The organism is Bacillus sp. FSL R5-0434 (genome assembly GCF_038004745.1).
Lineage (GTDB): Bacteria > Bacillota > Bacilli > Bacillales > Bacillaceae > Bacillus > Bacillus halotolerans.
This window is the reverse complement of sequence record NZ_JBBORV010000001.1, coordinates 249,888-273,594: the sequence shown is the minus strand read 5'-3', so window position 1 is coordinate 273,594 and position 23,707 is coordinate 249,888. Positions and strand designations below refer to the sequence as shown.

General features: G+C 46.6%; 23 protein-coding genes, 1 pseudogene and 1 other annotated feature. Of the genes and pseudogenes, 6 read left to right on the top strand and 18 right to left on the bottom strand.

Annotated elements, in window-relative coordinates:
- Positions 1–17: 17 nt before the first annotated feature.
- The 3 genes from NYE43_RS01510 to NYE43_RS01500 all read right to left on the bottom strand — a co-directional run bounded on the left by NYE43_RS01510 (position 18) and on the right by NYE43_RS01500 (position 1,513).
- Complete coding sequence (locus NYE43_RS01510) at positions 18–167, bottom strand: hypothetical protein (protein WP_326323775.1); 150 nt, start codon at positions 165–167, stop codon at positions 18–20.
- A 78-nt stretch (positions 168–245) separates the two neighbouring features.
- Positions 246–977, bottom strand: coding sequence for a vWA domain-containing protein (locus NYE43_RS01505; protein WP_024120098.1), 732 nt, complete (start codon positions 975–977; stop codon positions 246–248).
- 107 nt (positions 978–1,084) lie between these two features.
- Entirely contained in the window at positions 1,085–1,513 is a 429-nt protein-coding gene (locus NYE43_RS01500; protein ID WP_024120097.1) for a cell wall hydrolase, read from the bottom strand.
- A 346-nt stretch (positions 1,514–1,859) separates the two neighbouring features.
- On the opposite strand from NYE43_RS01500, the gene NYE43_RS01495 reads away from it, so the two are divergent.
- Entirely contained in the window at positions 1,860–2,246 is a 387-nt protein-coding gene (locus tag NYE43_RS01495; RefSeq protein WP_010332895.1) for a YndM family protein, read from the top strand.
- Positions 2,218–2,280, top strand: a pseudogene (locus NYE43_RS01490) (hypothetical protein); the annotation flags it as partial. The gene NYE43_RS01495 and the pseudogene NYE43_RS01490, both read left to right, overlap by 29 nt.
- Here NYE43_RS01490 and NYE43_RS01485 read toward each other — a convergent pair.
- The 15 genes from NYE43_RS01485 to NYE43_RS01415 form a co-directional block, all read right to left on the bottom strand.
- The gene (locus tag NYE43_RS01485) at positions 2,281–2,976 is read right to left on the bottom strand and encodes an ABC transporter permease (protein WP_185848334.1); all 696 of its coding nucleotides are present in this window, start codon (positions 2,974–2,976) and stop codon (positions 2,281–2,283) included.
- Between the two features lie 18 nt (positions 2,977–2,994).
- Positions 2,995–3,681: an ABC transporter permease gene (locus NYE43_RS01480; protein ID WP_081638227.1), complete on the bottom strand. Its 687-nt coding sequence runs from the start codon at positions 3,679–3,681 to the stop codon at positions 2,995–2,997.
- A gap of 17 nt (positions 3,682–3,698) precedes the next feature.
- The gene (locus tag NYE43_RS01475) at positions 3,699–4,622 is read right to left on the bottom strand and encodes an ABC transporter ATP-binding protein (protein WP_341060690.1); all 924 of its coding nucleotides are present in this window, start codon (positions 4,620–4,622) and stop codon (positions 3,699–3,701) included.
- Between the two features lie 93 nt (positions 4,623–4,715).
- Positions 4,716–5,651: a HAMP domain-containing histidine kinase gene (locus NYE43_RS01470; RefSeq protein ID WP_024120095.1), complete on the bottom strand. Its 936-nt coding sequence runs from the start codon at positions 5,649–5,651 to the stop codon at positions 4,716–4,718.
- Position 5,652: 1 nt separating this feature from the next.
- On the bottom strand, positions 5,653–6,333 hold the full coding sequence (locus tag NYE43_RS01465) for a response regulator transcription factor (protein ID WP_326365718.1): 681 nt from the start codon (positions 6,331–6,333) through the stop codon (positions 5,653–5,655).
- Positions 6,334–6,492: 159 nt separating this feature from the next.
- Positions 6,493–6,654 (bottom strand): tryptophan RNA-binding attenuator protein inhibitory protein, encoded by a 162-nt coding sequence (locus NYE43_RS01460; RefSeq protein ID WP_024120093.1) that lies wholly within the window; start codon positions 6,652–6,654, stop codon positions 6,493–6,495.
- Positions 6,655–6,748: 94 nt separating this feature from the next.
- Positions 6,749–6,998 (bottom strand) — a binding site (T-box leader).
- A 56-nt stretch (positions 6,999–7,054) separates the two neighbouring features.
- Positions 7,055–7,978, bottom strand: a complete 924-nt coding sequence (gene mphK, locus NYE43_RS01455; RefSeq protein ID WP_341060687.1) for a macrolide 2'-phosphotransferase MphK — start codon at positions 7,976–7,978, stop codon at positions 7,055–7,057.
- 278 nt (positions 7,979–8,256) lie between these two features.
- Positions 8,257–9,789: a galactarate dehydratase gene (gene garD, locus NYE43_RS01450; RefSeq protein ID WP_326323778.1), complete on the bottom strand. Its 1,533-nt coding sequence runs from the start codon at positions 9,787–9,789 to the stop codon at positions 8,257–8,259.
- Positions 9,790–9,881: 92 nt separating this feature from the next.
- Positions 9,882–10,583 carry a FadR/GntR family transcriptional regulator gene (locus NYE43_RS01445; protein ID WP_024120090.1) on the bottom strand — a complete coding sequence of 234 codons (702 nt, stop codon included), beginning with the start codon at positions 10,581–10,583 and terminating at the stop codon, positions 9,882–9,884.
- A gap of 69 nt (positions 10,584–10,652) precedes the next feature.
- Positions 10,653–12,020: a glucarate dehydratase gene (gudD, locus tag NYE43_RS01440; protein WP_341060684.1), complete on the bottom strand. Its 1,368-nt coding sequence runs from the start codon at positions 12,018–12,020 to the stop codon at positions 10,653–10,655.
- 36 nt (positions 12,021–12,056) lie between these two features.
- Positions 12,057–13,424 carry a glucarate transporter GudP gene (gene gudP / locus NYE43_RS01435; protein ID WP_024120087.1) on the bottom strand — a complete coding sequence of 456 codons (1,368 nt, stop codon included), beginning with the start codon at positions 13,422–13,424 and terminating at the stop codon, positions 12,057–12,059.
- 86 nt (positions 13,425–13,510) lie between these two features.
- Positions 13,511–14,977: an alpha-ketoglutaric semialdehyde dehydrogenase GucD gene (gene gucD, locus NYE43_RS01430; RefSeq protein ID WP_101860252.1), complete on the bottom strand. Its 1,467-nt coding sequence runs from the start codon at positions 14,975–14,977 to the stop codon at positions 13,511–13,513.
- Positions 14,978–15,009: 32 nt separating this feature from the next.
- Positions 15,010–15,936, bottom strand: a complete 927-nt coding sequence (kdgD, locus tag NYE43_RS01425) for a 5-dehydro-4-deoxyglucarate dehydratase (RefSeq protein WP_059292043.1) — start codon at positions 15,934–15,936, stop codon at positions 15,010–15,012.
- Between the two features lie 215 nt (positions 15,937–16,151).
- Positions 16,152–17,096 (bottom strand): DNA-binding domain-containing protein, encoded by a 945-nt coding sequence (locus NYE43_RS01420; protein ID WP_024120083.1) that lies wholly within the window; start codon positions 17,094–17,096, stop codon positions 16,152–16,154.
- A 9-nt stretch (positions 17,097–17,105) separates the two neighbouring features.
- Complete coding sequence (locus tag NYE43_RS01415; protein ID WP_101865339.1) at positions 17,106–18,338, bottom strand: ATP-binding protein; 1,233 nt, start codon at positions 18,336–18,338, stop codon at positions 17,106–17,108.
- Positions 18,339–18,640: 302 nt separating this feature from the next.
- Here NYE43_RS01415 and NYE43_RS01410 point away from each other — a divergent pair, with 302 nt between their 5' ends.
- From NYE43_RS01410 to mmuP, 4 genes are all read left to right on the top strand, one after another.
- On the top strand, positions 18,641–19,624 hold the full coding sequence (locus NYE43_RS01410) for a glutaminase (RefSeq protein ID WP_024120081.1): 984 nt from the start codon (positions 18,641–18,643) through the stop codon (positions 19,622–19,624).
- A gap of 21 nt (positions 19,625–19,645) precedes the next feature.
- Complete coding sequence (locus tag NYE43_RS01405) at positions 19,646–21,082, top strand: alanine/glycine:cation symporter family protein (RefSeq protein ID WP_044162103.1); 1,437 nt, start codon at positions 19,646–19,648, stop codon at positions 21,080–21,082.
- A gap of 126 nt (positions 21,083–21,208) precedes the next feature.
- Complete coding sequence (mmuM, locus tag NYE43_RS01400; RefSeq protein WP_101860253.1) at positions 21,209–22,156, top strand: homocysteine S-methyltransferase; 948 nt, start codon at positions 21,209–21,211, stop codon at positions 22,154–22,156.
- 122 nt (positions 22,157–22,278) lie between these two features.
- Entirely contained in the window at positions 22,279–23,691 is a 1,413-nt protein-coding gene (mmuP, locus tag NYE43_RS01395) for an S-methylmethionine permease (RefSeq protein WP_101860213.1), read from the top strand.
- The last annotated feature ends 16 nt before the right edge of the window (positions 23,692–23,707 follow it).

The following is a 23,707-nucleotide window of genomic DNA, read 5'->3' as shown; positions in this document are numbered from 1 at the left end:
TAGGAAACCATTGTTAATTAGCTGTGAAGAAGTGTGAAGGGATTGTAAGCACTGAACATGGGAAACAGGACTTCATTCACAGCCCTTTCGCCGAAACATGCCGACAGCTGGCAAAACGGCGTGTTTTCTGCATATCCTGTCGTTTGCAAGCCGACCTTTTTACCCATTTTTCTTCACATGATCTTAAAAAAACAAAAACACCGAGCGATTTTGCAAAATCACTCAGTGTTCGGAAAAGCTGTCTGTTATTTAGAAAACAATCTGCTGAAAAAGCCCTTCTTTTCCGGTTTTGCAGCTTCAGGCTCTTGTTCTATTAAAATTCCTTTTTCCTTCACTTCTTGCAGCCAAAATGGAAATTCAGTAAGCAACGCATCATAAAGCTCATCATCAGAGATGCGTTCAATGTCTTCGATATGCAGGAAGTTTGCGTTATCAACAACACGCCCTTCTAGCGTATCCAGTTTATTAAGAAAATCGAAGTTGCCGTTTCCGATGCCGACAAACTGCCAAAACACCGGTTTATCAGAGGCAGCTTCAATAATAGGTTTGATGGATTTTTTACACCCTCCATCATTAATAAAAACGATAAAAGCGGGATATGAACTCGGTTCTTCCACAACATATTTATGTAACACATCTTTTATGACCGGCGGCTCATCATTTCTCCCGAATTTATGCAAGAGTTCATTATTCAAAATTTCGCGATCAACATAGCCTGAAAAATCGATTTCATTGACTGGCTTTAACCGGGAGAATTCATTATCATAAACCCATACATCAAGCAGGCCGTTATCATCAAACTGATCAGCCACAGCCAAAATCCGCTCCACCACTTTTTGAACCGTTCCGTTTTTATACAGCGTTCTCATTGAACCGGTAATATCCAGCACCAGCCCGACACGAGCCGTCACCTTGGTTAAATGCTTTTTCTCCAGTACGATTTTTACGCTCTTCTTTTGCAGGTCAATTGTCGCCATTTTGTCATCTCCTGTAGTTCTTTTATCCGATTATCTCACAGAAATATTTACCATTGGTATAACTTTTTAAAGAAAAAACACCGTTCAGATGTGAACGGCGTCTCTCCTTAAAATGTGTTATATACATTTTCACATGTTTCGCCCGTCGGCTGATAAAAACAATGTGATTTGAATCTGGCCACAAACGGCTGGTTATACCAGGTCGGCGGGCAGTTTCCTCCCGGCTTGAAATACCACAAGCTGAATTTTGCCGGCCAGAACCTCTCCCCGTTTATCGTCCGGCGTGCCAAGGCCCGCTCGCTTTCCCGCGGTCTTTGATAAAAGTATCCATGGGTCACCGCTTCAAACGCATGCGGCTGAAAAATCATCTGCCTGATGGTGCGGAGGCCTTTAAAATCAGAGCAATTGGCCCTCAGCCGATTAATCCCAACATTTCCGACAAGCAGCATCCCCTGCTTTCCTTCACCTTCCGCTTCCGCTCTGAGCAGCCGTGCCATCAAGTTGACATCAGCGCTTGTTGCTCTCACAACCGCCATCACGTCACCTCCCCTTTTTCTCCTTTCATCATATTGCAATACCCAAAGAGTGATGACGGAGGGACAGGAGAAGTTTTAAAATTTATTCTCCCGGTGCTGTCACAAACCATAAAGATCGGTAATTGCAGAAGAAAAATGGACATCTGGCCGTCAAGGAAATCTCCGGTAAAATCCCGGATTCCACGGGCATGGCAGCTGCCGCTTCATCCCCTGATTCATAACAGTTCTTCAGCCTTTTTCCACCTGTAGCCGAAAACGCTTTGTAAAGAACACAAAGTAATGTTTAACTTTCCGTATTTGAGGAATCATACATAACAAATCAGATAAAAGAAGGAGGAACCTTATCATGACACATGTGAAAGCGCTCGCGATTAAAGGTATTATGACGATTATTGTTTTGTATTTGGTGCTGGGTCTTGGCTTTGGTTTCACGTTTGGTGATACGCTGCTGATGACGGTTGTGTTAGGGGTCATTTCTTATTTGCTTGGAGACCTTTATGTATTGCCCCGATGGAACAATATGATCGCCACTTTGGCTGATTTCGGTTTGGCATTTCTCGTGATTTGGCTGATGGGCATGCCGCTTTCTATGGGGATGACTGGCGGAGAAATTGCGCTGGCGGCTCTATTTGGAGCAATCGCCATGGCCATCGGTGAATATTGCTTCCATTTCTATATGATGAGCAAAGAAATTGGCAAAAAGCATTATCTTGAAACAAGAACAGATTCATAATCAAAAGGCCGGTGCTGACAGCATCGGCCTTCTATCATAAAGCATCTTCCCGGTCTATGTTTCGGACAGACCAAATCGCTATCAAGATGCCGATCGCACCTAAAGAAAGCGGAATGTAGATAATCGTTGCCAGCGATAACTCGGGGCTTTGCTGGCTGATCAGTATCGTCAATATAACCGATGAAATGATAGCAGCCGGAACAGAGCGTTTCCTCATCCCAAAATATAAAGGAATAAAACTCAAGCACGCAGCCGAAGCGGCATATATCGCCATACTGCCGACCTCTTGCCCGATAGTCTGGACTGATAACATCGCAGGTGTAAGTTGATAATATTGATTGATTTGCGCAAAGATGAATGAAAGCGCAATTTCAGACACCATAATGGTGATAAACGTCAGTCCGCCTGTAATCAGCAGCTTGGCAGCAATCAGTTTTTTCCGGCTGATGGGATATGTAAACATGACGGTAATCGTTTTATTTTTGTACTCGCTAATAATCAATTTGGCAATCAGCACACTGGCGAAAACAACAAATACAGATCTTACAAACGTTCCAAGCAAAAATAGCGTGGATGTCGCATCAGTCATCACCTCCGGCTGCGGGAGTTTTTTTTCTTCTGATGCGATCAAGCATATAAATCCGAGAATACATAGATTTGCAATAACGGCGCCTCTGTAATACCAGCCTAATTTCATTTTTTTTAATTCAAGTTTCATTAAATTCAACATGTTGTTTCAACTCCGTATTTAAGCATCTTGCCGGTCTGCTTTCCTGACTGCCATGTATGAAAAAAACAAACCGACAGCAGCTAGAGATAATGGAATATATACAATGGAAGAAATGGACAGGCCCGGGCTTGTTGAACTCATCAGCATGACGATCACGACAGATGAAATGATGGTTGCCGAGACAGAGTGCTTACGCATCCCAAAAAAGATGGGAACTAAACTGGTGCCAGCGGCGCCAAAAGCGAAAACCGCCATTTTTACCGAATGCTGAGAAATGACATCGGCGCTCAATTCTCCCGGAATGACATGGTAGATCGAATTCAGCATATAGAAAGCGGCTGCTACGAACGCATTTGAGACTAAAATAGTGATAAACGTCAGCCCGCCTGAGATGCTAAGCTTAGCAGCAAGCAGTTTTTTCCGGCTGATCGGGTACGTAAACATCACTTGAATCGTTTTGTTTTTATATTCCGATATGACTAATTTGGCGATCAGTACAGCGCCAAAAACGATAAACACCGCTCTGACAAAAGTGCCAATGACGAGAAATGCATCATCCATGCTTTGGAACGATTCAGTGCCCTCCGCTTTTTCTATGTAACTGACCAACCACATAAAGCCAAGGATAATCAGGTTAGCAATGATAACTCCTCTCACATACCATCCCATCTTCATTTTCCTTAATTCGATTCTGATCAAATTCAGCAACGGTCTCGCCTCCTCTACGCACTGATGTGATTGCCGTTGATCAAGCTGATGAAGTAGTCCTCCAGTGAAGTATACTTTTTATTCATTGATTCAATGTCTACATCATTTAAAATCAGCGCTTTTGATATGGCACCCTGTGATCGTTGAGCATCATAAATCCGAATGGTTTTATCATTTAAGATTTTAAAGTTGGCAATGTGAAGTTCTTTCTCAAGCACAAAGCAGGCTTTTGTCTGATTCGATGTAACGAGTTCGATGTATTCTGTGTTTTGTCCCCTTACATCTTCCATCGACACCTCTTCCAGCAGTCTGCCGTCACGAATGACGCCGATTGTGTCCGCAATTTGTTCGATTTCACTCAGCATATGGCTGGAGATCAGCAGTGTCATTCCATACTCTTTGCTTAATACTTGAAATAAGTTTCTGATCTTTTTAATGCCGACAGGATCAAGGCCGTTTACCGGCTCATCCAATATAAGCAGATCAGGTTTGGTGAGGATGGCGCGCGCTATGCCGAGGCGCTGCTTCATTCCAAGCGAAAATGTTTTGACGGGTTTCTTGTCGATCTGTTTTAAATTCACCATATCGAGCACTTCTTGAATGGCTTTTTTATTGTGGTATCCCATGTATGCACAATGCAGCTCTAAATTTTCGATAGCCGTCAGATTTTCATAGAAAATTGGATATTCAATCATGCTACCGATCTTGCCAAGCACCTCATATGACGTATGAGTGAGATTGTTTCCGAGGATATTGATTTCACCGCTTGTCGGTTTTACAAGACTTGTCAGCATTTTCATGATGGTTGTTTTCCCTGCTCCGTTCGGGCCGAGAAAGCCGTAAATTTCACCTTTTTTGATATGCATGCTGACATCTGATACGACTTCTTTGCCTTGAAACGTTTTGGTCAGTCTGTTTGTTTGTACGATGTAAGTCAACGTTGTTGCTCCTTTCCTCTTTTTCCTGTTTTCTATTGTAGCGGCGGGCCCTGTCATTTTTATTTCTTCATTCTTAAGAAATTCTTACGATTGTTAATAGGTCATTCGTTTTAATGTAATCGTAAACGCTGTCCGTTCATACGGCTTGCTTTGAAGAGAGATGGAGCCCCCCATTTTTTCCACAAGCCTTTTCGTGATCGTCAAACCGAGACCGCTCCCTTGGAATGCTTTGTTTCTTGATTCTTCAAGTGTGTACAGCCTCTCAAATACCCGCTGCTGGTCTGTTTCACTGATTCCTTTTCCGCGGTCCCATACGGAGATGGCAATGCTTGTCTCATCATAAGAAAGTGATAATCCGATAAACTTGCCAACCGCGCCATATTGAATCGCATTGGATAATAAATTTTGCAGGATACGGTCCAGCGCCTCTTCATTTGCATGCGCGTATACCGGTGTATCCGGAATATCAATCTCCGCGTTAAAACCTTTTGCCTGAACGGCATCATAGTAATGCAGGATATTTCGTTTGCATACTTCGTTGATATGTATTTTTGTGATCGGGATTTGTTTGTCTTCAGATTCCAATTTGGCTAAATCAAAAAAAGAGTGGATCATTTGGATGAGTTCATTTGTTTTTTGGTGCAGCTTCTCAAGCAGTCTTTCCCGCTCGCTGTCCGGCATATCCCGGTCACTTTGGATGGCTTCGATATAACCGAGAATGACCGTCAGAGGTGTTTTGAGATCGTGTGACATATTGGTCAGCATCCGTCTCATGGATTGCTCTGTTTTTGCAAACCGGGCGTTAATATGCTGATGATCCTCAGCGAGCAGATTGATGTTGACGAGCAGATTCCTGAGCGCACGGTCATCTGTATGAAGTAAAACCTGATCGGCCGATTCGTTGTCAAGCATGGCGCTAAGCTTTTCTGCCGTATACGTCAAATTCCTGTCCCGGTTCTTTTTCATCATATATTGAATGACATTCAGACACGCTAAAGCGATGATAGCAGCAATCGTTAATACTGCCATTCTAAAACTCTCCCCATTTATAGCCGATGCCCCATAATGTTTTGATATATTGAGGAGACGATGGATCATCTTCAATCTTTTCTCTCAGCCGTCTCATATGTACATTAATGATGTTTTGGTCGCCAAAGTACTCCTCATTCCATACGGAACGATAGATTTGTTCTTTCGTAAACACCTTTTTAGGATTTGCTGCAAATAGTGTCAGCAGCTGCCATTCGGTTGACGTCAGCTGAAGCGGTTCGCCGTTTTTCAGAACGGATACATTGTCTATATCGATCGTAAGCTGGTGAACACGAATCACCTGATGTTCAGCCGGTTCACTCGACGAATATTGCGTCGCCCTCCGTATCGCTGCTTTGACTCTGGCTGTCAGTTCAATCATCGAAAACGGTTTGGCGATATAATCATCCGCCCCGAATCCCAGCCCCAGTGCTTTATCAACATCTCCGTCTTTTGCTGAAATCATTAAAACAGGAATCTTGCTTTTTTCCCGAATGATTTTTAAAACATCCATTCCATTCAGCTCCGGAAGCATAATATCAAGCAGAATAAGGTCGTACGCCTGCTCTTGAAACCTCCGAATGCCCTCTGCACCGTCGAAAGCATGCACGATTTCAAAGCCTTCTTTTGTTAAATAATGGTCCACCATTTCACTGATGGAATGGTCATCCTCCACAAGCAATATGCGCTGCATCCTCTCACCTAACCTTTTTCATAGTCAAAAAAAACACACATGTCATTACGCTTATTGTAATTGAAAAACATGTGTGTTTTACAAAATTTATTCTTTTTTTCCTGTTTTCAGCTTTTACCTGCAGCCGCTCAGCTCAGTTTTTCTCCTTTACTTGTTCATATGTTTTTGGATAAAATCCAAAAGCGTATTTCCTTGTGCGGTAAGAATGACGCCCTTCCCGCTGCATGCCGGGCAAGGTTTGCCTTCTATTTCTCCGGCTCTTTCACAATGCGGACAAGCAACCTCCAGATCATCAGTTGCGATCACCATTTGAATTCCTCCTTTCCCATTGATTAAACATGGACCACCAGCCTTCTTCCATTGGCCGTCACCTCCTTTAAGAAACACAAAAACCCCCGTCCTATCAAAGGACGAGGGTCTCGCGGTACCACCTTTATTAACAGCTAAAAAGCCATTCGCTCATCAGTACAGAAAACGTCAGTTTCGATACTCCTCTCTTGGTAACGGGGAGAGCATCCCGGCATTGCCTACTATCTATTCAGCAAAGCAATTCAGAAGCCCATTCGGCATCAGGGGAGGATCGGTTCACACCTGCCACCGACTCTCTGAACCCCGCTCACTGATGCTTACTTGCTCTTCCTCACAATTGTTAATCCGTTCTTTCGTTTGTAAAATTTATAATACTCCGTCAATTTACAGAAGTCAATTCTTAATCCAATTTAGATTCGCCAAGTGCTTCCAGAGCCATATTTACGTGCTCCTCCTGCTGTGTCTGAAGAGCGAACTTGGCAATTTCCAGCGGATACGCCGCCTGCATCTCTGAGATGTGAGCCTGCATTTTTGACCATACACGGCCGCCTGCTTGATCATAGCATTCAAGCAAACGGGCTGTTTCTTTTTCTCCGAAAATCATGTGGTAAAAGACAAAATCCTTGGCTGGATCGGCGACTTTCGCTTCTGTCCAATCCAGAAGGCCTGTGACGTGTTCATTTTGATCAATAAGGATATGCGGTGGATGGAGATCGCCGTGTATCAGCGCGGAGAAACCGGGCCAGTATGCATCATCATTGATCCACGTTTGCCATCTTTCCCAAAGCTGCTTAGATACGCCAAACTTATTCTTCACATCAGCCATAGATTCAGCTGTCATTTTCCTGAAATCTTCTGGCATCACCACTTCTATTCCGGATTGGTCGGCAGATGTTTGATTCATGCCATGCAATTCTGCCAGTATTTCGGCAAGTGTATGAACAAAATCGTCTGACGGCGGCTGATGATTCATATTCCATACATATTGTTTCTGTTCCAAATCAATTCCAGCAGCAGGCGTTCCGCTAAGCTTCGGGTAAGCGATCAATTCCGGCGTATGAATTTTCCAATCCGGCACATCAGCTGTGAGATTCGCGCGGAGAAAGGCAAGCGTTCTGCCTTCTGAAGCTGCTCTTTCAACAACATCGCTTCGCCGCGGTTTTCGCAGTACCCATGGCATACCTGTATCATCCTCGGCAAATACAACTTGAAAATCCATTCCCGTTTCATTCAATTGAGCGTTATCAGAGTGAACCGTCAAACCTTGATTGCGTGCAAACGCGACAATCTCAGTGATTAGCTGCCTTTCGTTCGGGTTTGTCATCTCTTTTCCCCTTTCTCATATTCCGCCTGTCGTTAGAGAGAAGGGATGTTTTTAAGGAACAAAAAAAGAGGGCAGCATCGCCACCCTCTTTTCATTACAATATTAGGGTACATACATAGGCAGATTCATCCCGATTCCCCGCATCCAGGCGAGTGTCGTTCACTATTGAATTCGTATTAATCGGAATCTATTGAATGCCATGTCGGAACCCCTCCGTTCATTGTAGTTGATCTCCATGTTACATCATATTCCAGTTTTGATCTACTATAAAAAATGAATCAAGTCACAGGCGCGGGGTTAAACAAACACAAATCATTATGAAGGCCCCAATGGTCCGCCCATGTTTGTTTCCTGCCGCTCGCTACATCTAAGACCATCCGAAAAATCTCCCAGCCGACTTCTTCGATACTGGCCTCTCCGGTAGCAATTCGCCCGGCATTGATATCGATTAAATCCGCCCAATGCTCTGTTAATGAATGGCGTGTAGATACTTTCAGCACCGGCGCAGCAGCCAATCCATACGGTGTTCCTCTGCCTGTCGTAAAGACCTGCAGATTCATGCCTGCCGCCAGCTGAAGGGTTCCGCACACAAAGTCGCTTGCCGGCGTCGCTGCAAACAGCAAACCCTTTTTCTCCGCCTTCTCCCCAGGCCCGAGCACACCGGAAATGGGGCTTGTGCCTGACTTTGCTACCGATCCTAACGCTTTTTCCACCACATTGGATAAACCGCCTTTTTTATTGCCAGGTGACGGATTGGCGCTTCTGTCTGCTTCCCCCCGCCTCAGATAGCTGTCATACCACTTCATCTCATCGATCAGCGAACGTCCGACCTCTTCGCTGACAGCTCGCGGCGTTAATAAGTGAATCGCATCCCGCACCTCAGTCACTTCAGAAAACAAGACCGTTGCGCCTGCCCGAACCAATAAATCAGCCGCATATCCCACTGCCGGATTCGCCGTCACGCCGGAAAAGGCATCACTGCCGCCGCATTGCAAGCCAATTACCAGGTCAGAAACAGGGCAGGTTACACGGACTCTGCTGTTGAGTCTGATTAACCGCTCCTCCGCCATTTCCATGATCGATTGAATCATATTCGCAAAGCCTTGATGATCTTGAAGTGAAATGATGTGATCTTTTTTCTCAGGTGCAATCCGTGCCGGGAGGAGCTTTTCACATCCTAATCCGACCACCATCACTTCTCCGCCGAAGTTCGGATGCTTTGCCAGATTTTGAATCGTGCGGATGGGAATCACGGCGTCTGGGGCATTGATGGCCACGCCGCATCCATATTGGTGATGAAGCGGCACGACATCATCGACATTTGGATATTTCGGAAGAAGCTCTTCTTTTATCCGTTTTACCGCATAATCCAGCACGCCGACGACACATTGAACACTTGTGGTGATACCGAGAATATTTTTTGTTCCCGCACTGCCGTCAGCATTTCGATATCCTTCAAACGTATAGCCTTCAAGAGGCGGCAGCGGTTCAGGCACTTTGTTTGCGATAGGAAGGTCATGGAGTTCCGGAGGGGCGGGCATTCTCACCAAAGCTTCCCGCACCCAGCTTCCGCGTTTGATCGGCTGATCTGCAAATCCGATCACTTCTCCATAACGCAGGATGGCATCCCCCTGATTCAAATCGGTTAGGGCCACTTTATGGCCTTGAGGAACATCTTCTTCAAGCATCAGCCCGCATGGAAAAACAGTGCCCTTTTTCAGTCCGCCGTCATTTACAATAATCGCCGTGTTATCTTTTACATTCACTTTAATGTAAAGAGGCGCTTGATTCTGTCTGAGGTTCATCACCATAGGAACATCACTCCTCAATATTGTAAACGCTTTCTGATTTTGGTTTAAAAAAAGCCGCAAATCCCGATGTCAAACTGCGGCTGTCATAACAATTATTTTTCATCTATTCCATTCAAAATTTTGTCACGGACAAATTTCAAATGCTCATACATGTGGTAATGAGCCTGGTAAGGATCTCTTTTGGCAAGGGCGTCGTAGATTTTTTTGTGGTATTCAACCGTAACATCCCTTTCCCTGTACGGAATCTGGCTGTCGATTTTCGCATGTGTGATCAGCAAAGATTGAATCATTCCTTCAACAACGGGATTATTAGCGCTTAATGCAATAATTCGGTGAAATTCTTTATCTGCTTCTCCATAATTGTTGTCAGTGCTGCTGGCGATGTCGTCGATTGTTTTTTGTAAACGCTCAAGCTCTTCTTCATTTATCTTTTCCGCGGCAATCGTCACCAGCCCGAGTTCTAACGCCATCCGCGCTTCAATAATGGCCGGAAGATTATCAGTCGCCAAAGCAAGCATGACGGAAAAAGGCTGCATCCCGATTTTGTCATTGAAATACGTGCCCCCGCGGGTTTTTCTCGTGATAACGCCCAGCGTCTCTAGTGAGCTAAGCGCTTCGCGAAGCACCGGTCTGCTGACATGTAAGATATCCATTAGCTCCATTTCTGTCGGCAATTTATCTCCGGCCTTTAATTGTCCGCTTGACAGTAAATGGACAATCCGTTCAATGACTTGCTTGGCTAATGTTTTCCGATTGACTGTATCCACCTTCAGATCTTCTAAACCTTCGTACACGAACAACTCTCCCTTCAGTTGTTCAATTGTAAGACAAAATATTCGTTATGACAATATTTAGAATAAAACTTATCGCACGAGACACGGGCGCTTGCGGTCAAACTCCCAATTGCTGATCAGAAACTGCATAGGAATTGCATCGTTCCTTGCGCCTAAATTCATTTTTCGATAGAGATCATGCGCTTTTTCCACTTGTTCCATATCAATTTCGATGCCAAGCCCAGGCTTATCAGGCACCTTCACACAGCCATTAACAATTTCTAAAGGCTGTTTGGTTAAACGCTGTCCGTCCTGCCAGATCCAATGGGTATCAATCGCTGTGATGCGTCCCGGAGCTGCGGCCGCGACATGGGTAAACATGGCAAGAGAGATGTCAAAATGATTATTGGAGTGCGAGCCCCACGTCAGCCCCCAATCATGGCACATCTGTGCAACCCGCACCGAACCCTGCATCGTCCAGAAATGGGGATCAGCCAGCGGAATATCGACCGCATGCAGCTGAATCGCGTGCCCCATTTCCCGCCAGTCAGTCGCAATCATATTTGTCGCGGTCGGCAGGCCTGTCGCGCGGCGGAACTCAGCCATCACTTCACGTGCGGAATAACCGTTTTCCGCACCGCACGGATCTTCGGCATAAGCAAGTACATCATGCTTTCCTCTGCATAATGTAACAGCTTCTTCTAGCGGCCAAGCCCCGTTCGGATCAAGGGTAATTCTCGCCTCAGGAAAACGTTTTGATAACGCGGTGACGGCTTCCATTTCTTCCTCGCCCCGCAATACGCCGCCTTTCAGCTTGAAATCTTGGAAGCCGTAGCGCTCTTGTGCCGCTTCTGCAAGACGTACAACGGCCTCAGGAGTCAGCGCTTCCTCATGGCGGAGGCGGAACCACTCGCAATCTGACTGCTGATTGCTTTGATACGGCAATGTCGTCCGCTTTCGGTCACCAATGTAAAATAGATAACCGAGCATCTTGACTTCATCCCGCTGCTGTCCTTCTCCAAGCAAAGCCGCAACCGGTTCATTGAGAAATTTGCCGAGCACATCTAACAAAGCGGCTTCCAAGGCTGTGACCACATGCACCGCAGTGCGCAAATCAAATGTCTGGATTCCGCGGCCTCCCCTGTCCTGGTCCCCAAACTGCTTTCTGACTGTTTGCAAAATCGACTGGTACGCACCGATCGATTTTCCGACAACAAGCGGCTCTGCAAGCTCCAGTGTGCGGCGGATCACTTCCCCGCCCGGCACCTCGCCGACACCCTGATTCCCGCTGCTGTCCGTTAAGACGACAAGATTTCGGGTAAAAAACGGGCTGTGGGCGCCGCTTAAATTCAGCAGCATACTGTCATGACCCGCGACTGGAATGACTCTCATTTCAGTAATTGATGGAATATTCGATCTTTTTTCTTTTTGAACCTGTTCCTGTATTGGTGAACTCATCTGTCATCCTCCTTTGATAAAGCGCTTTCATAAGTATTAGACAGGCAGTGATTGATCGGGGTCTTGCTCTTGTTTCTTTAGTACGACTCGTTTGATCGGCCCGACCAGCAGCAAATAGCTGAGGACTGCTGCAATCGCATTAGCGCCGACAAAAACGAGGGCGCCATTAAAAGATCCTGTGGCATTCACGATGTAGCCGATAATAATCGGAGTCGTAATCGAGGCGATGTTTCCGAATGTGTTGAACAAACCGCCGCTTAATCCCGCACACTCTTTTGGCGACGTGTCCGACACGACAGCCCAGCCCAAGGCGCCAAAGCCTTTTCCGAAGAACGCGAGTGACATGATTACAACGACGAGCCACGCTGATTCTGTATAGTTGCAGATAATCATGCTGCAAGACAGCAGCATGCCGACAATGATCGGTCCTTTTCTCGCGAAGGTGAGAGAACGGCCTTTTTTCAGTAAAAAATCAGACACGATGCCTCCAAGCACGCCGCCCGCAAATCCGCACAGCGCCGGGAGGGAAGCCACAAACCCCGCTTCAAGAATGGACATTCCGCGGGCCTGAACCAAATATACCGGAAACCATGTGAGAAAGAAATAGGTGAGAGTCGTAATGCAATATTGCGCGATGTACACGCCAATCAGCATGCGGTTGGTTAATAACTGTTTGATATACGGCCATTTTGATTCTTTTTCCTGCTTGCTTTGACTGTCATCCATTGAAATCAGCCCGCCGCCTTCTTCAATGTACGCAAGCTCGGCTTTGTTGACCTTCGGATGTTTTTTCGGTTCATATACCGTTTTTAACCAGATAAAAGCCAGTAGGATTCCCGCGGCCCCCATCACTACGAAGACGGAATGCCAGCCAAAAGAGTGGGTGAGCCAGCCCATTAAAGGAGAAAAAATGACGATTGCGAAGTATTGAGCTGAGTTAAAAAAGGCTGAAGCTGTACCGCGTTCGGAGCTCGGGAACCAGGAAGCAACCACTCTGCCGTTTCCGGGAAATGAAGGCGCCTCAGAAAGCCCGACTAAAAAGCGCAGCGCAAACAGCAGGATAATCGCTGTGCCAGCGGTAAAAAATCCAATCGCCCCTTGCAGCAGCGTAAAAAATGACCAGAAAAAGATGCTTAACGCAATAACCGTTTTTGATCCAAATCGATCCAGCAGCCAGCCTCCGGGAAGCTGTCCGATGACATAAGCCCAGCCGAATGCAGAAAAAACATACCCCATGGCAACCGAATCCAGTCCAAGGTCATGCTGGACGGAATCACCTGTAATCGAAAGCGTCGCACGATCTGCGTAGTTAATAGACGTCACAAGAAACAGCATAAATACGATGAACCAGCGTACAGATGTTTTTTTGCCCGCCGGCGAAACATTCGCATGGTCTTTTTTCATAATATTTTCTCCTTTGTCAAAGTAGAGAATCATATGCTGGCTGGTGATAAGGCTTGGAAAGAGACAAGCGCCTCTTTCCAGCACCTTTACTGCTTCACAAATACGGTTTTGATCGCCGTGAAGAAGTCCTTCGCGGCCTCACCCTGTTCGCGGGAGTGGGAGCTTGATTGCTTCATGCCGCCAAATGGCGCCTGAAGCTCAACCCCTGCGCTTTCCGCGTTGACCCTGACAAGCCCGGCTTCAATCTCATCAACGAATGAAAGCATACGGCCGATGTTTTGCGTAAAAATAGATGCACTTAATCCGAACTTCACATCATTGGAGATGTCTAAAGCCTCCCTCATCGTGTCCACCTTTAACAGAGCGATGACCGGTCCGAAAATTTCCTCCTGGGCAATTGTCATGTCAGATGTCACGTTGTCAAAAATGGCAGGCTGCACATAATATCCGTTTTGATACTTTCCATCCTCCAGCTTTTCTCCTCCGATCAAAAGAGAAGCGCCTTCCTGCTTGCCTTTTTCAATATACGATAGACAGTTATCAAGCTGATTTTTGCTTGCGATCGGTCCCATCCAAACGTTTTCTTTCAAGCTGTCTCCGATCGTGATCTCCTTTGTGCGCTGCAGCAGTTTTTCTTTAAAGCGGTCGTAAATTCCGCTTTGGACAATGACACGGCTCGTTGCGGTGCACTTCTGGCCCGTTGAACGGAAAGCGCCTGTCACCACGGCTTCCGCTGCCGCTTCAAGATCAGCATCATCCGCTACGATCACCGGGTTTTTCCCGCCCATTTCAAGCTGATATTTGGCGCCTCTCGCTAAAGCGGTTTGCCCGATGATTTTCCCAACCTGATTCGAACCCGTGAACGTAATGGCATTGACCCCGTCATGTTCGGCAATGCCTTGGCCGACAACTGACCCTTGGCCAGTCACCAAATTGATGACTCCCGCCGGAAATCCCGCTTCTTCAAAACAAGCGATGATCTTCGCACATGTAACGGCAGTTTCTGTTGCGGGTTTGATGACAACAGTATTGCCGTACACCAGTGCCGGCGCCATTTTCCAAATCGGGATCGCTACCGGGAAGTTCCACGGCGAAATCACGCCGACGACACCAAGCGGGACACGAGTTGTAAACATCAGTGCGTCTTTGTCAGTAGACGGAATAACATCGCCTGTTTTTCGCATGCCCTCGCCGGCGTAATAGCGAAGAATCGCAATGCCGCGAGCGGTTTCTCCTTTTGCTTCCGGCAGGGTTTTTCCCATTTCACGCGTCGCACATGCGGCGATGTCCTCTAAGCGCTGCTCCATGATATCAGCTGTTTTGTACAGCAGTTGGCCCCGTTCTGCCCCCGTCAGCTTTCTCCATCCCGTTTTCGCCTCATGAGCGGCGGCGACGGCCCGGTCCACATCATCAGCCGTTGAACTCTGCACATAGCCGATGATGTCGTTCACATCCGCAGGATTTTCCGATTTGATCATATCGCCTGATTGAGCTTTGACCCACTCTCCATTAATAAAATTGAGATATGTGTTTTTTTCCGTGATTACAGACATGCCCATTGCCCCTTTCATGCTTTTTATGTTTGTCAAACCGTCGCGGCCTTCTTCGGGAAACGATCCGCCGCTTGCTTCAAAATGGCTTCCAATTGCTGATAGTGTTCTTTTTCAACCGGCCCGACAGGCGGTCTGGCTGTATTTCTCACATTCATCCCCATAATCTCCATGCCGGCTTTGATCAAGGACACCGCATACCCTTTCCGCTGCTTCCGGATATCGTTGATCGGCAGAATGACATGCTGATAGAGTTCCTTCACCGCATCGTTGTTTCCGTTTTTCAAAGCTTCATAGAACATCCGGGAAATATGCGGAATATAATTCGAAATGGCTGAAGAATAAGAGTGAAAACCGATTGGCAGGTAGGACGGCATCGTCACTTCAGCCATCGGCATTCCGTTAAGCCATCCCAAGCGGTCACCGATTGTATAGGCGAGGTTGATATTCAAATCCATGTTCCCCACCCCGTCTTTCACACCAACAAGCTGTTCAAGCTCCGTCAGCCGTTTGATCTGTTCAAGAGAAAATACGGCATTGTCGCGCTGATACAGAATGGCATTCAAGTCCGTGCTTTCAATAATCGTTTTGGCGTACTGATACAGCCCCTCCTGTTCGCCATGCACCAAATACGGAGGAAGGATCAAATAGCCGTCAGCGCCTTTTTTCTCTGATATACGCGCCCAATCAAGCGCGGTGCTGAGATTGCCGCCCACTCCCGTATAGACCGGGACCTTTCCTCCCGCAGCCGAAACCGCGACTTCGACCATGTTTTCGTATTCTTTCTGGCTAAGGGACTGAAATTCCCCTGACCCGCAGGCGATAAAAATCGCTTCCAAGCCTTCTTCGAGCAAAAACTCGATATTTTGAAACAGAGCTTCTTCCTCCAGCTTTCCTTGTGTATTAAAAGGCGCAACCGGAAAACCTAAAATCCCTTCAGGTGCTTTTCTTATACGGCTCATGTACAAAACCTCCTGTCATTTGTGTAAACAGCTCATTTGAAAGCGCTTTAAAATCATGTGGTTGCATATCCTCTCCTTTCAACATATCCTTTTGTTTAATTGTAAGACAAATAAACAATAAGTCAATAACTTTATTTTCAGACTTTTCACAAAAACGCTGAAAGCCCCCGTTTTTCCGCACAAAAAAAAACAGCCGCTGCTAGCCGGCTGTTTTTTCACATACTTCTTTCTTTCATCGTTTCGTTCAAAAGCTTTGCTTCCAAAAAAAATACGTGGATAAATTTTTTCATATTCACTCTGGCAGGTGCGAGGGGTTTTGCCTCTTTGGATTGAATTTCTTTCATTTTTTGGCTGACGACCGGAAAATCAAAGAATTTTGATGCGTAGGTTTCGAATTTAGGATTCGAAAAATCAGTTGTGCCCAATGAGGCAAAATGGTCCAGCGAATGAATAATGGCTCTGCGGATTCGCTGTTCCGAGGCTTTCACTTCGCGGTTGATTTCCGTTTGTGATGCCGCAGCTCCAAGCTTTCGTTCCGCTACTTGTGTGAAGATTTGTTTTAAAGAAGGGATATTTTTTTCGTAAGGCTCAGATTGTTCATGCTCAGTTAAATACTGAAGGACCGCCATCATATCATGAGCGCCGCCTTCCCCCATCATACCGAGCTCGGATAGCAAAAATGTTCCCGCTTCTTTTAAGCTGTTGTCATTTTTATACTGAGACCGTGCTTTCCGTTCGGTTCGGTTGACCAGCCGGCTTAAAGAGTTTTGGATATCTCCGATCGAGTTTTCAAGCTCGATTCGTTCCTTCACCTTTTGCAGAACAGTCACAATTTCAATACGGTTAATTGGTTTATGAATAAAATATTCAATGCCGAGAGAATACGCTTCTCCGACCATTTCTTTAGCTTCCACTTGTGAGATCATTACGATTTTCCCGGAATAAGAGTCCTTGATCCGGCGTATGGTCTCAATTCCGTCCCGCCCGGGCATTAATAAATCGATTAACAAAATATCAATCTGCTTAAATTGCAATATATGCCCTTCCACTTGGCTTCCGTCTTCCGCTTCACCCGCAGCCTCTCCAAGGTCCTCATCCTCTATGATCTGCCTTAAAATCGACCGCACCGCGCGGTCATCATCAGCGATAAAAAAACGCATATTATCCGTTCATCCTTTCTGAATCAAATGTCTGGCAGGCAGCCTGATGGTAAAGACCACTCCTTGCTGCTGGTTGTGAAACTTGATGTCTCCCTCAAGCTCTGTCACGATTTCCTTGACGTAGGAAAGCCCAATTCCGGTTGAGGGCGTGCCAAACTTGTCATACGTTGAGGTAAAGCCCGGATCAAACACAATATCTCCTATTTTCTCCGAAATGCCGGGACCATTGTCTTCCACCTGAAATTCTATCATACTCTCATCTGGCTTACGGAGCCTCAGGCTGACCGTTCCCTCATCCCCCATCGCCTCCACCGCGTTTGCCGTCAAATTATTAATGATAGAAAGAACAATAAATACATGATAATCGTCATGCTCGCCCTCTATTGAACAATGAAAATTGATCTGTTTGCCCAATGATTCAGCGTACTTTTCATTCATTCGAATGACAAGCCGGAAAAGGTCCGAGGCATTCATATAATCTTTAAAACTTTCATTAGAAATCAGTTTCGAAAGCCCGGCATATATCCTCTGGTTGTCCTTTTTCACTTCATGAATTTCCCCTGCCAGCCTTAAAATCCTGCCGCCGAGCTGATCGTCCTTGCCCTTCACTTCCCGGTAGAGCTGATAGGATTCATTTGTCACGTGCTCTGTCGTTTTCAGCGTCTTTTTTAAATGCACTGTTTCTTCATATAAATTCGACACAATCATCAGCATGTGCTCATTTTGCCGCCTTGTCTGCTTTTCTCTGGACTGCGTTTCATACAGCTTCAGCACGTTAAAAAAGCTGATGACAATAAATGTATGAGAAATCGCAACGACCGCGATATCCGTTATTTTCTCAGGCGTCACCACCGTATGAAAAATAAGAAACTGAACGGCCAGCTCGACGCTATCGGAAGCAATTTCAATCATAAATCCATAAAAACCGAGCATTACCGGCCGATCACGATAGCGGTTCGCCTGCAACACATAAAACAGACATGCAAACGTCATGTAAAAGAAAAAGCCGGACGCTTGATCATACAGGATTGGAATCAGCCCTGCGTGTCTTCCGTCCCATAATTCCAATAAAACACGAAATACGAAAACCGATGTTCCAGTCAAAAATCCCGGCAATACAGCGGACACATGCCGCAGCAGCACTAAGAAAAAGAAAAAAGCCGGCGCGCCGAAGCTGATTCGGAACTCTTCATTGAGGGGATAAAATTTCAGTTCGCCTGCAAGCGGCACAGTAACGAGCATAAGCGCCATTATATATGCGTCTTTCTCAAAAAAACGTTCCAGTTTGATTATGATCACATCCTCATTTTTTATTTTGAGGAAAGGACAAAAAACCTGCAAATTTCTTTCGACCCAGTATGTAAGCTTTTTATAAAACCAACGGCTTATTTTCAAAAAATTTTTGTCGTATTTTGTATGATTCTGTAGTCTCCATTATACAGTTATGATACCTTTCCGCATTCTTGAAAGCGTTTAACGCCTCGCCTGTCTTCGATTTTACTCCGCCTCAGTCCCCAATAGCAAAAACAGATAGGAGGAATTTGATGAAAGAACTGATAAAAGAACGCCCGGAAGAAAAGAATCTGGCGTCACAGCTGTATGAATGGGTAGAACATTACCGCCCCTTTGCCGCCAATGGACAAAGCGCAAATTATATCCCCGCGTTAGGAAAAGTTAATGACTCACAGCTCGGCATTTGTATATTGGAGCCTAATGGAGCAATGATACATGCCGGCGATTGGAACGTCCCTTTTACCCTGCAAAGCATTTCAAAAGTCATCAGCTTTATCGCTGCGTGCATGAGCCGCGGCATTCCCTATGTGCTTGACCGCGTCGATGTCGAGCCGACAGGTGACGCCTTTAATTCAATTATCCGTCTTGAAATGCACAAGCCCGGAAAACCGTTTAACCCTATGATTAACGCTGGCGCCATTACAATCGCCTCGCTTCTTCCGGGAGAGACAGCCCGCGATAGGCTGGAGTATCTGTACTCTGTCATTGAAACATTAATAGGGAAACGGCCCAGAATACATGAGGAAGTTTTCCGGTCTGAATGGGAAACCGCCCACCGTAACAGAGCACTGGCTTACTACTTAAAAGAGACAAACTTTTTAGAAGCCGATGTGGAAGAAACGCTGGAGGTTTACCTGAAGCAATGCGCTATGGAAGGCACGACAGAAGACATTGCATTGATCGGCCTGATCCTTGCTCATGACGGTTATCACCCGATTCACCGCCAGCAGGTGATTCCAAAGGATGTGGCAAAGCTCGCCAAGGCTTTAATGCTGACATGCGGCATGTATAACGCCTCAGGCAAATATGCGGCGTTTGTCGGGGTACCGGCCAAAAGCGGTGTCTCCGGCGGCATCATGGCGCTGGTTCCTCCAAGCGCCAGAAGAGAGCAGCCTTTCCAAAACGGATGCGGCATCGGCATTTACGGGCCTGCCATTGATGAATACGGCAACAGCCTGACTGGCGGCATGCTGCTGAAGCACATCGCGCAGGAGTGGGAACTCAGCATTTTTTAAAATAAAAAACGAGGTGATTGTATGCAGCAATTCCTGGAACATATCGTCGGTTTCGCAAATGATTTTTTGTGGTCAAAGCTATTAATTGTATTGCTTCTTTCTTTGGGGATCTATTTTACGTTCAGGCTTAAATTTTTGCAGGTTCGCATGCTGAAGGAAATGGTCAGGGTGTTAAAGGAAGGCGCTGCATCCCGGTCGAAAAACAGCATCTCTCCGTTTCAAGCGTTTTGTATCAGCATGGCAGCCCGTGTCGGCACCGGAAACATTACGGGTATTGCCATTGCGATTGCGCTGGGCGGGCCCGGTGCGATTTTCTGGATGTGGATTATTGCCATTATCGGGTCAGCGTCAAGCTTTGTCGAAAGTACACTGGCTCAAATTTATAAGGTGAAAGATGCAAACGGCTTCCGCGGCGGTCCTGCTTATTATATGGAAAAAGGACTGAACAAAAGATGGATGGGCGCCTTGTTCGCCGTTTTAATCACGCTGTCGTTCGGTATCGTCTTTAACTCGGTTCAATCAAATACGGTCAGTCTCGCGTTTGAAAACGCGTTCGGCACAAACCGCCTGACACTTGGACTCATTTTAATTGCTGTGTTTGGAACGATTATCTTTGGCGGTGTCAAACGCATCGCAAAACTGGCAGAATATATTGTTGTTGTTTTGGCTGTCCTGTATATCGGAGTCGCTTTTTTCGTGATTCTCACAAACATCACCCAGCTGCCTGCCGTTTTTGCGCTTATTGTTAAAAACGCGTTTGGATTTGACCAGGCGGCCGGCGGCGCTTTGGGAGCGGCTTTAATGCAAGGTGTCAGACGGGGGATTTTTTCAAACGAAGCGGGAATGGGAAGCGCACCGAATGCCGCTGCCACCGCGACGACAAGCCATCCTGTAAAACAAGGGCTGATCCAGGCATTTGGTGTGCTTACTGATACGCTGGTCATTTGTACAAGCACGGCCTTTATCATCCTGTTTTCAGACGCCTATCATACACCGGGACTGAGCGGAATCGCCTTAACTCAAGCCTCTCTCAGCTCCCATATCGGACCATGGGCGTCAGGCTTTCTCGCCATCCTGATCCTCTTATTCGGATTCTGTGCCTTGATCGGCAACTATTATTACGGCGAAACCAATATCGGCTTTTTGAACAAAAGCAAAAAACTGATCTTCGTTTACCGCATCGGCGTGCTTGCAATGATCGTGTTTGGCTGTGTAGCCAAGGTGCAGCTTGTATGGGATTTGGCCGATTTGTTTATGGGCTTGATGGTCGTCGTCAACTTAATCGCCATTTTCTTATTGTCGAAGGTGGTTTTTGCGGCTCTCAAGGACTATACCCGTCAGAAAAAAGCGGGCAAAGATCCCGTTTTTTATAAAAATGTCATAAAAGATCATGAGCGGATTGAATGCTGGGAGCTTTCAGAAACGCCTGCTGATCCTCATAACAAACAAATATCATAACGCAGAAGGTGTTCAGATCAATGGAATCTGAACACCTTTATCTTTCGGTTGATTGACAAACATCAAGACGTCCTTTACCATTTTCATATCTTTTCAAAAAATCAGAAAGAAGGAACGGAACAGCCTATGAATCCAATTCAGCATCTATTAGATACATACCCGCTTATCGTGTTAGACGGCGCGATGGCAACCGAGCTTGAGCGCAAAGGCTGCGACTTGAATGACAGTCTCTGGTCGGCAAAAATTCTGATGGAGCAGCCGGACCTGATTAAACAAGTTCATACTGATTATTTTACGGCAGGCGCCGACTGTGCGATCACCGCCAGCTATCAGTCTACGTTTGAAGGCTTTGCCGCACGCGGGCTCAGCGAAGCGGAAGCCCGCCGGCTTATCCAGATGTCCGTCAGTATCGCGGCCGAAGCCCGTGATGAATTTTGGGCACAGAAAGGTAACCGCTTGAATCGGCCAAAACCGATCATTGCGGCCTCTGTCGGCCCGTATGGCGCCTATCTTGCGGATGGCTCTGAGTATCGCGGAAACTACGGAATCTCTGAGGATGAGCTGGCTGAATTTCACCGCCCCCGTATGAAAGCCCTGATTGACGCCGGTGCGGATGTTTTGGCATGTGAAACGATTCCATGTCTTACTGAGGCAAAAGCAATTGTCCGTCTGCTGAAGGAATTTCCTGAAACATATGCGTGGTTCAGCTTCAGCGCGAAAGACGGTCTGCATATCAGTGACGGAACCCCTGCCGCTGAATGCGCGTCATGGCTTGATCAGCACAGCCAAGCGGCGGCGGTCGGGATCAACTGCACTCCGCTTCAGCATATCCCTTCATTGATTGCTGAGCTAAAGAAGAACACTTCTAAACCGATTATCGTCTATCCGAATTCAGGCGAACAGTATGATCCGGACACTAAAACATGGAACGGCGCAGCATGCGGCGAGCCTTACGGACAAAGCGCGCGCATATGGTTTGAAAACGGAGCAAAGCTGATCGGCGGCTGCTGCCGGACAAAACCGGAGGATATTAAAGAAATTGCCGGCTGGGCCCGGACTTTAAAAACCACTTGACTTATCGGAATAGTTTGTATATTCTAACCTAAAAGCCGGCTTGCCGGAATCTCGTGTCACCCGCTGACATGAGATTTTTTATTAGGAAGCCATCAAATCGCCGTATAGAAAGTTGGAAAAAGATGAAATCCGCTCACAACAAGAATGAGACAAACTTTCAGAGAAGTATGAAAAGCAGACACCTCTTTATGCTTTCATTAGGAGGCGTCATCGGAACCGGTCTGTTCTTAAGCTCAGGCTATACCATACAGCAAGCAGGCCCTGCCGGAACCATCCTTGCGTACTTAGTCGGGGCGGGAATTGTCTATTTGGTCATGCTGTGCCTTGGCGAATTGTCTGTAGCCATGCCAGTGACAGGCGCGTTTCATACCTATGCAGCAACATACATAGGGCCGGGCACAGGTTTTACGGTCGCCTGGCTGTACTGGCTCACATGGGCCGTTGCATTGGGATCTGAGTTCACAGCGGCAGGCCTGCTAATGCAGCGCTGGTTCCCCGATACGTCTGTTTGGATGTGGAGCGCCGTTTTTGCTTTGTTGATTTTCTTGCTCAACGCGTTTTCAGTCAAGTTTTTCGCTGAATCAGAGTTTTGGTTTTCCAGCATTAAAGTATTAGCCATTGTATTATTTATTCTTTTAGGCGGCGCCGCTATGTTCGGCATCATCCCGATCAAAGACGGGGGCGCTGCTCCGATGCTGTCCAACTTCACAGCGGAAGGCGGGCTCTTTCCGAATGGATTTGTCCCCATTTTTATGACCATGCTGTCTGTCAACTTTGCCTTCTCGGGAACTGAGCTGATCGGAATTGCCGCGGGTGAAAGCGTCGATCCCGACAAGACCATACCAAAAGCGATTAAAACAACGGTCTGGCGTCTCTCACTCTTCTTTATCGGAACCATTTTTGTACTCTCAGGGCTGATTCCGATTCAAGAAGCGGGCGTTATCAAAAGCCCATTCGTTGCAGTCTTTGACAGAGTCGGTGTACCATACGCAGCTGACATCATGAACTTTGTCATTCTGACAGCCATCCTGTCAGCCGCTAATTCCGGACTTTACGCTTCGTCCCGTATGCTTTGGTCACTGTCAAAAGAACAGACGCTTCACCCAACATTTGCAAAGCTGACATCAAAGGGAATCCCGCTAAACGCGCTGGTGTTCAGCATGATTGGCGGCATCCTGTCATTACTGTCCAGCGTATTTGCGCCAGACACGGTGTACGTTATACTCGTGTCGATTTCCGGCTTTGCCGTCGTTGTCGTTTGGATGGGCATCGCCGCTTCTCAATTCATGTTCAGAAAACGTTATTTGGAAGCGGGAAACAAGGTCACAGATTTGAAATACCGAACGCCTTGGTACCCATTTGTGCCGATTGCCGCATTTCTTTTATGTCTGGCATCCGTGATTGGCATTGCCTTTGATCCGAATCAAAGAATCGCGTTATATTGCGGTGTGCCGTTTATGGCCATCTGCTATGCGGTGTATTACACGAAAAACCGCAAAAGCCGTCCGGCCGCTGATATGACCCATTCAAAATAAAAGAACCTGCCCCAAG

Bases quoted from the DNA above. Each gene is read 5' to 3' on its own strand.
- NYE43_RS01510 (WP_326323775.1), bottom strand. From the start codon at position 167: ATGGGTAAAAAGGTCGGCTTGCAAACGACAGGATATGCAGAAAACACG.
- NYE43_RS01505 (WP_024120098.1), bottom strand. From the start codon at position 977: ATGGCGACAATTGACCTGCAAAAGAAGAGCGTAAAAATCGTACTGGAG.
- NYE43_RS01500 (WP_024120097.1), bottom strand. From the start codon at position 1,513: ATGGCGGTTGTGAGAGCAACAAGCGCTGATGTCAACTTGATGGCACGG.
- NYE43_RS01495 (WP_010332895.1), top strand. From the start codon at position 1,860: ATGACACATGTGAAAGCGCTCGCGATTAAAGGTATTATGACGATTATT.
- NYE43_RS01485 (WP_185848334.1), bottom strand. From the start codon at position 2,976: ATGTTGAATTTAATGAAACTTGAATTAAAAAAAATGAAATTAGGCTGG.
- NYE43_RS01470 (WP_024120095.1), bottom strand. From the start codon at position 5,651: ATGGCAGTATTAACGATTGCTGCTATCATCGCTTTAGCGTGTCTGAAT.
- NYE43_RS01460 (WP_024120093.1), bottom strand. From the start codon at position 6,654: ATGGTGATCGCAACTGATGATCTGGAGGTTGCTTGTCCGCATTGTGAA.
- mphK (WP_341060687.1), bottom strand. From the start codon at position 7,978: ATGACAAACCCGAACGAAAGGCAGCTAATCACTGAGATTGTCGCGTTT.
- garD (WP_326323778.1), bottom strand. From the start codon at position 9,789: ATGGTGATGAACCTCAGACAGAATCAAGCGCCTCTTTACATTAAAGTG.
- gudD (WP_341060684.1), bottom strand. From the start codon at position 12,020: ATGAGTTCACCAATACAGGAACAGGTTCAAAAAGAAAAAAGATCGAAT.
- gudP (WP_024120087.1), bottom strand. From the start codon at position 13,424: ATGAAAAAAGACCATGCGAATGTTTCGCCGGCGGGCAAAAAAACATCT.
- gucD (WP_101860252.1), bottom strand. From the start codon at position 14,977: ATGTCTGTAATCACGGAAAAAAACACATATCTCAATTTTATTAATGGA.
- kdgD (WP_059292043.1), bottom strand. From the start codon at position 15,936: ATGAGCCGTATAAGAAAAGCACCTGAAGGGATTTTAGGTTTTCCGGTT.
- NYE43_RS01420 (WP_024120083.1), bottom strand. From the start codon at position 17,096: ATGCGTTTTTTTATCGCTGATGATGACCGCGCGGTGCGGTCGATTTTA.
- NYE43_RS01415 (WP_101865339.1), bottom strand. From the start codon at position 18,338: ATGCTCGTTACTGTGCCGCTTGCAGGCGAACTGAAATTTTATCCCCTC.
- NYE43_RS01410 (WP_024120081.1), top strand. From the start codon at position 18,641: ATGAAAGAACTGATAAAAGAACGCCCGGAAGAAAAGAATCTGGCGTCA.
- NYE43_RS01405 (WP_044162103.1), top strand. From the start codon at position 19,646: ATGCAGCAATTCCTGGAACATATCGTCGGTTTCGCAAATGATTTTTTG.
- mmuM (WP_101860253.1), top strand. From the start codon at position 21,209: ATGAATCCAATTCAGCATCTATTAGATACATACCCGCTTATCGTGTTA.
- mmuP (WP_101860213.1), top strand. From the start codon at position 22,279: ATGAAATCCGCTCACAACAAGAATGAGACAAACTTTCAGAGAAGTATG.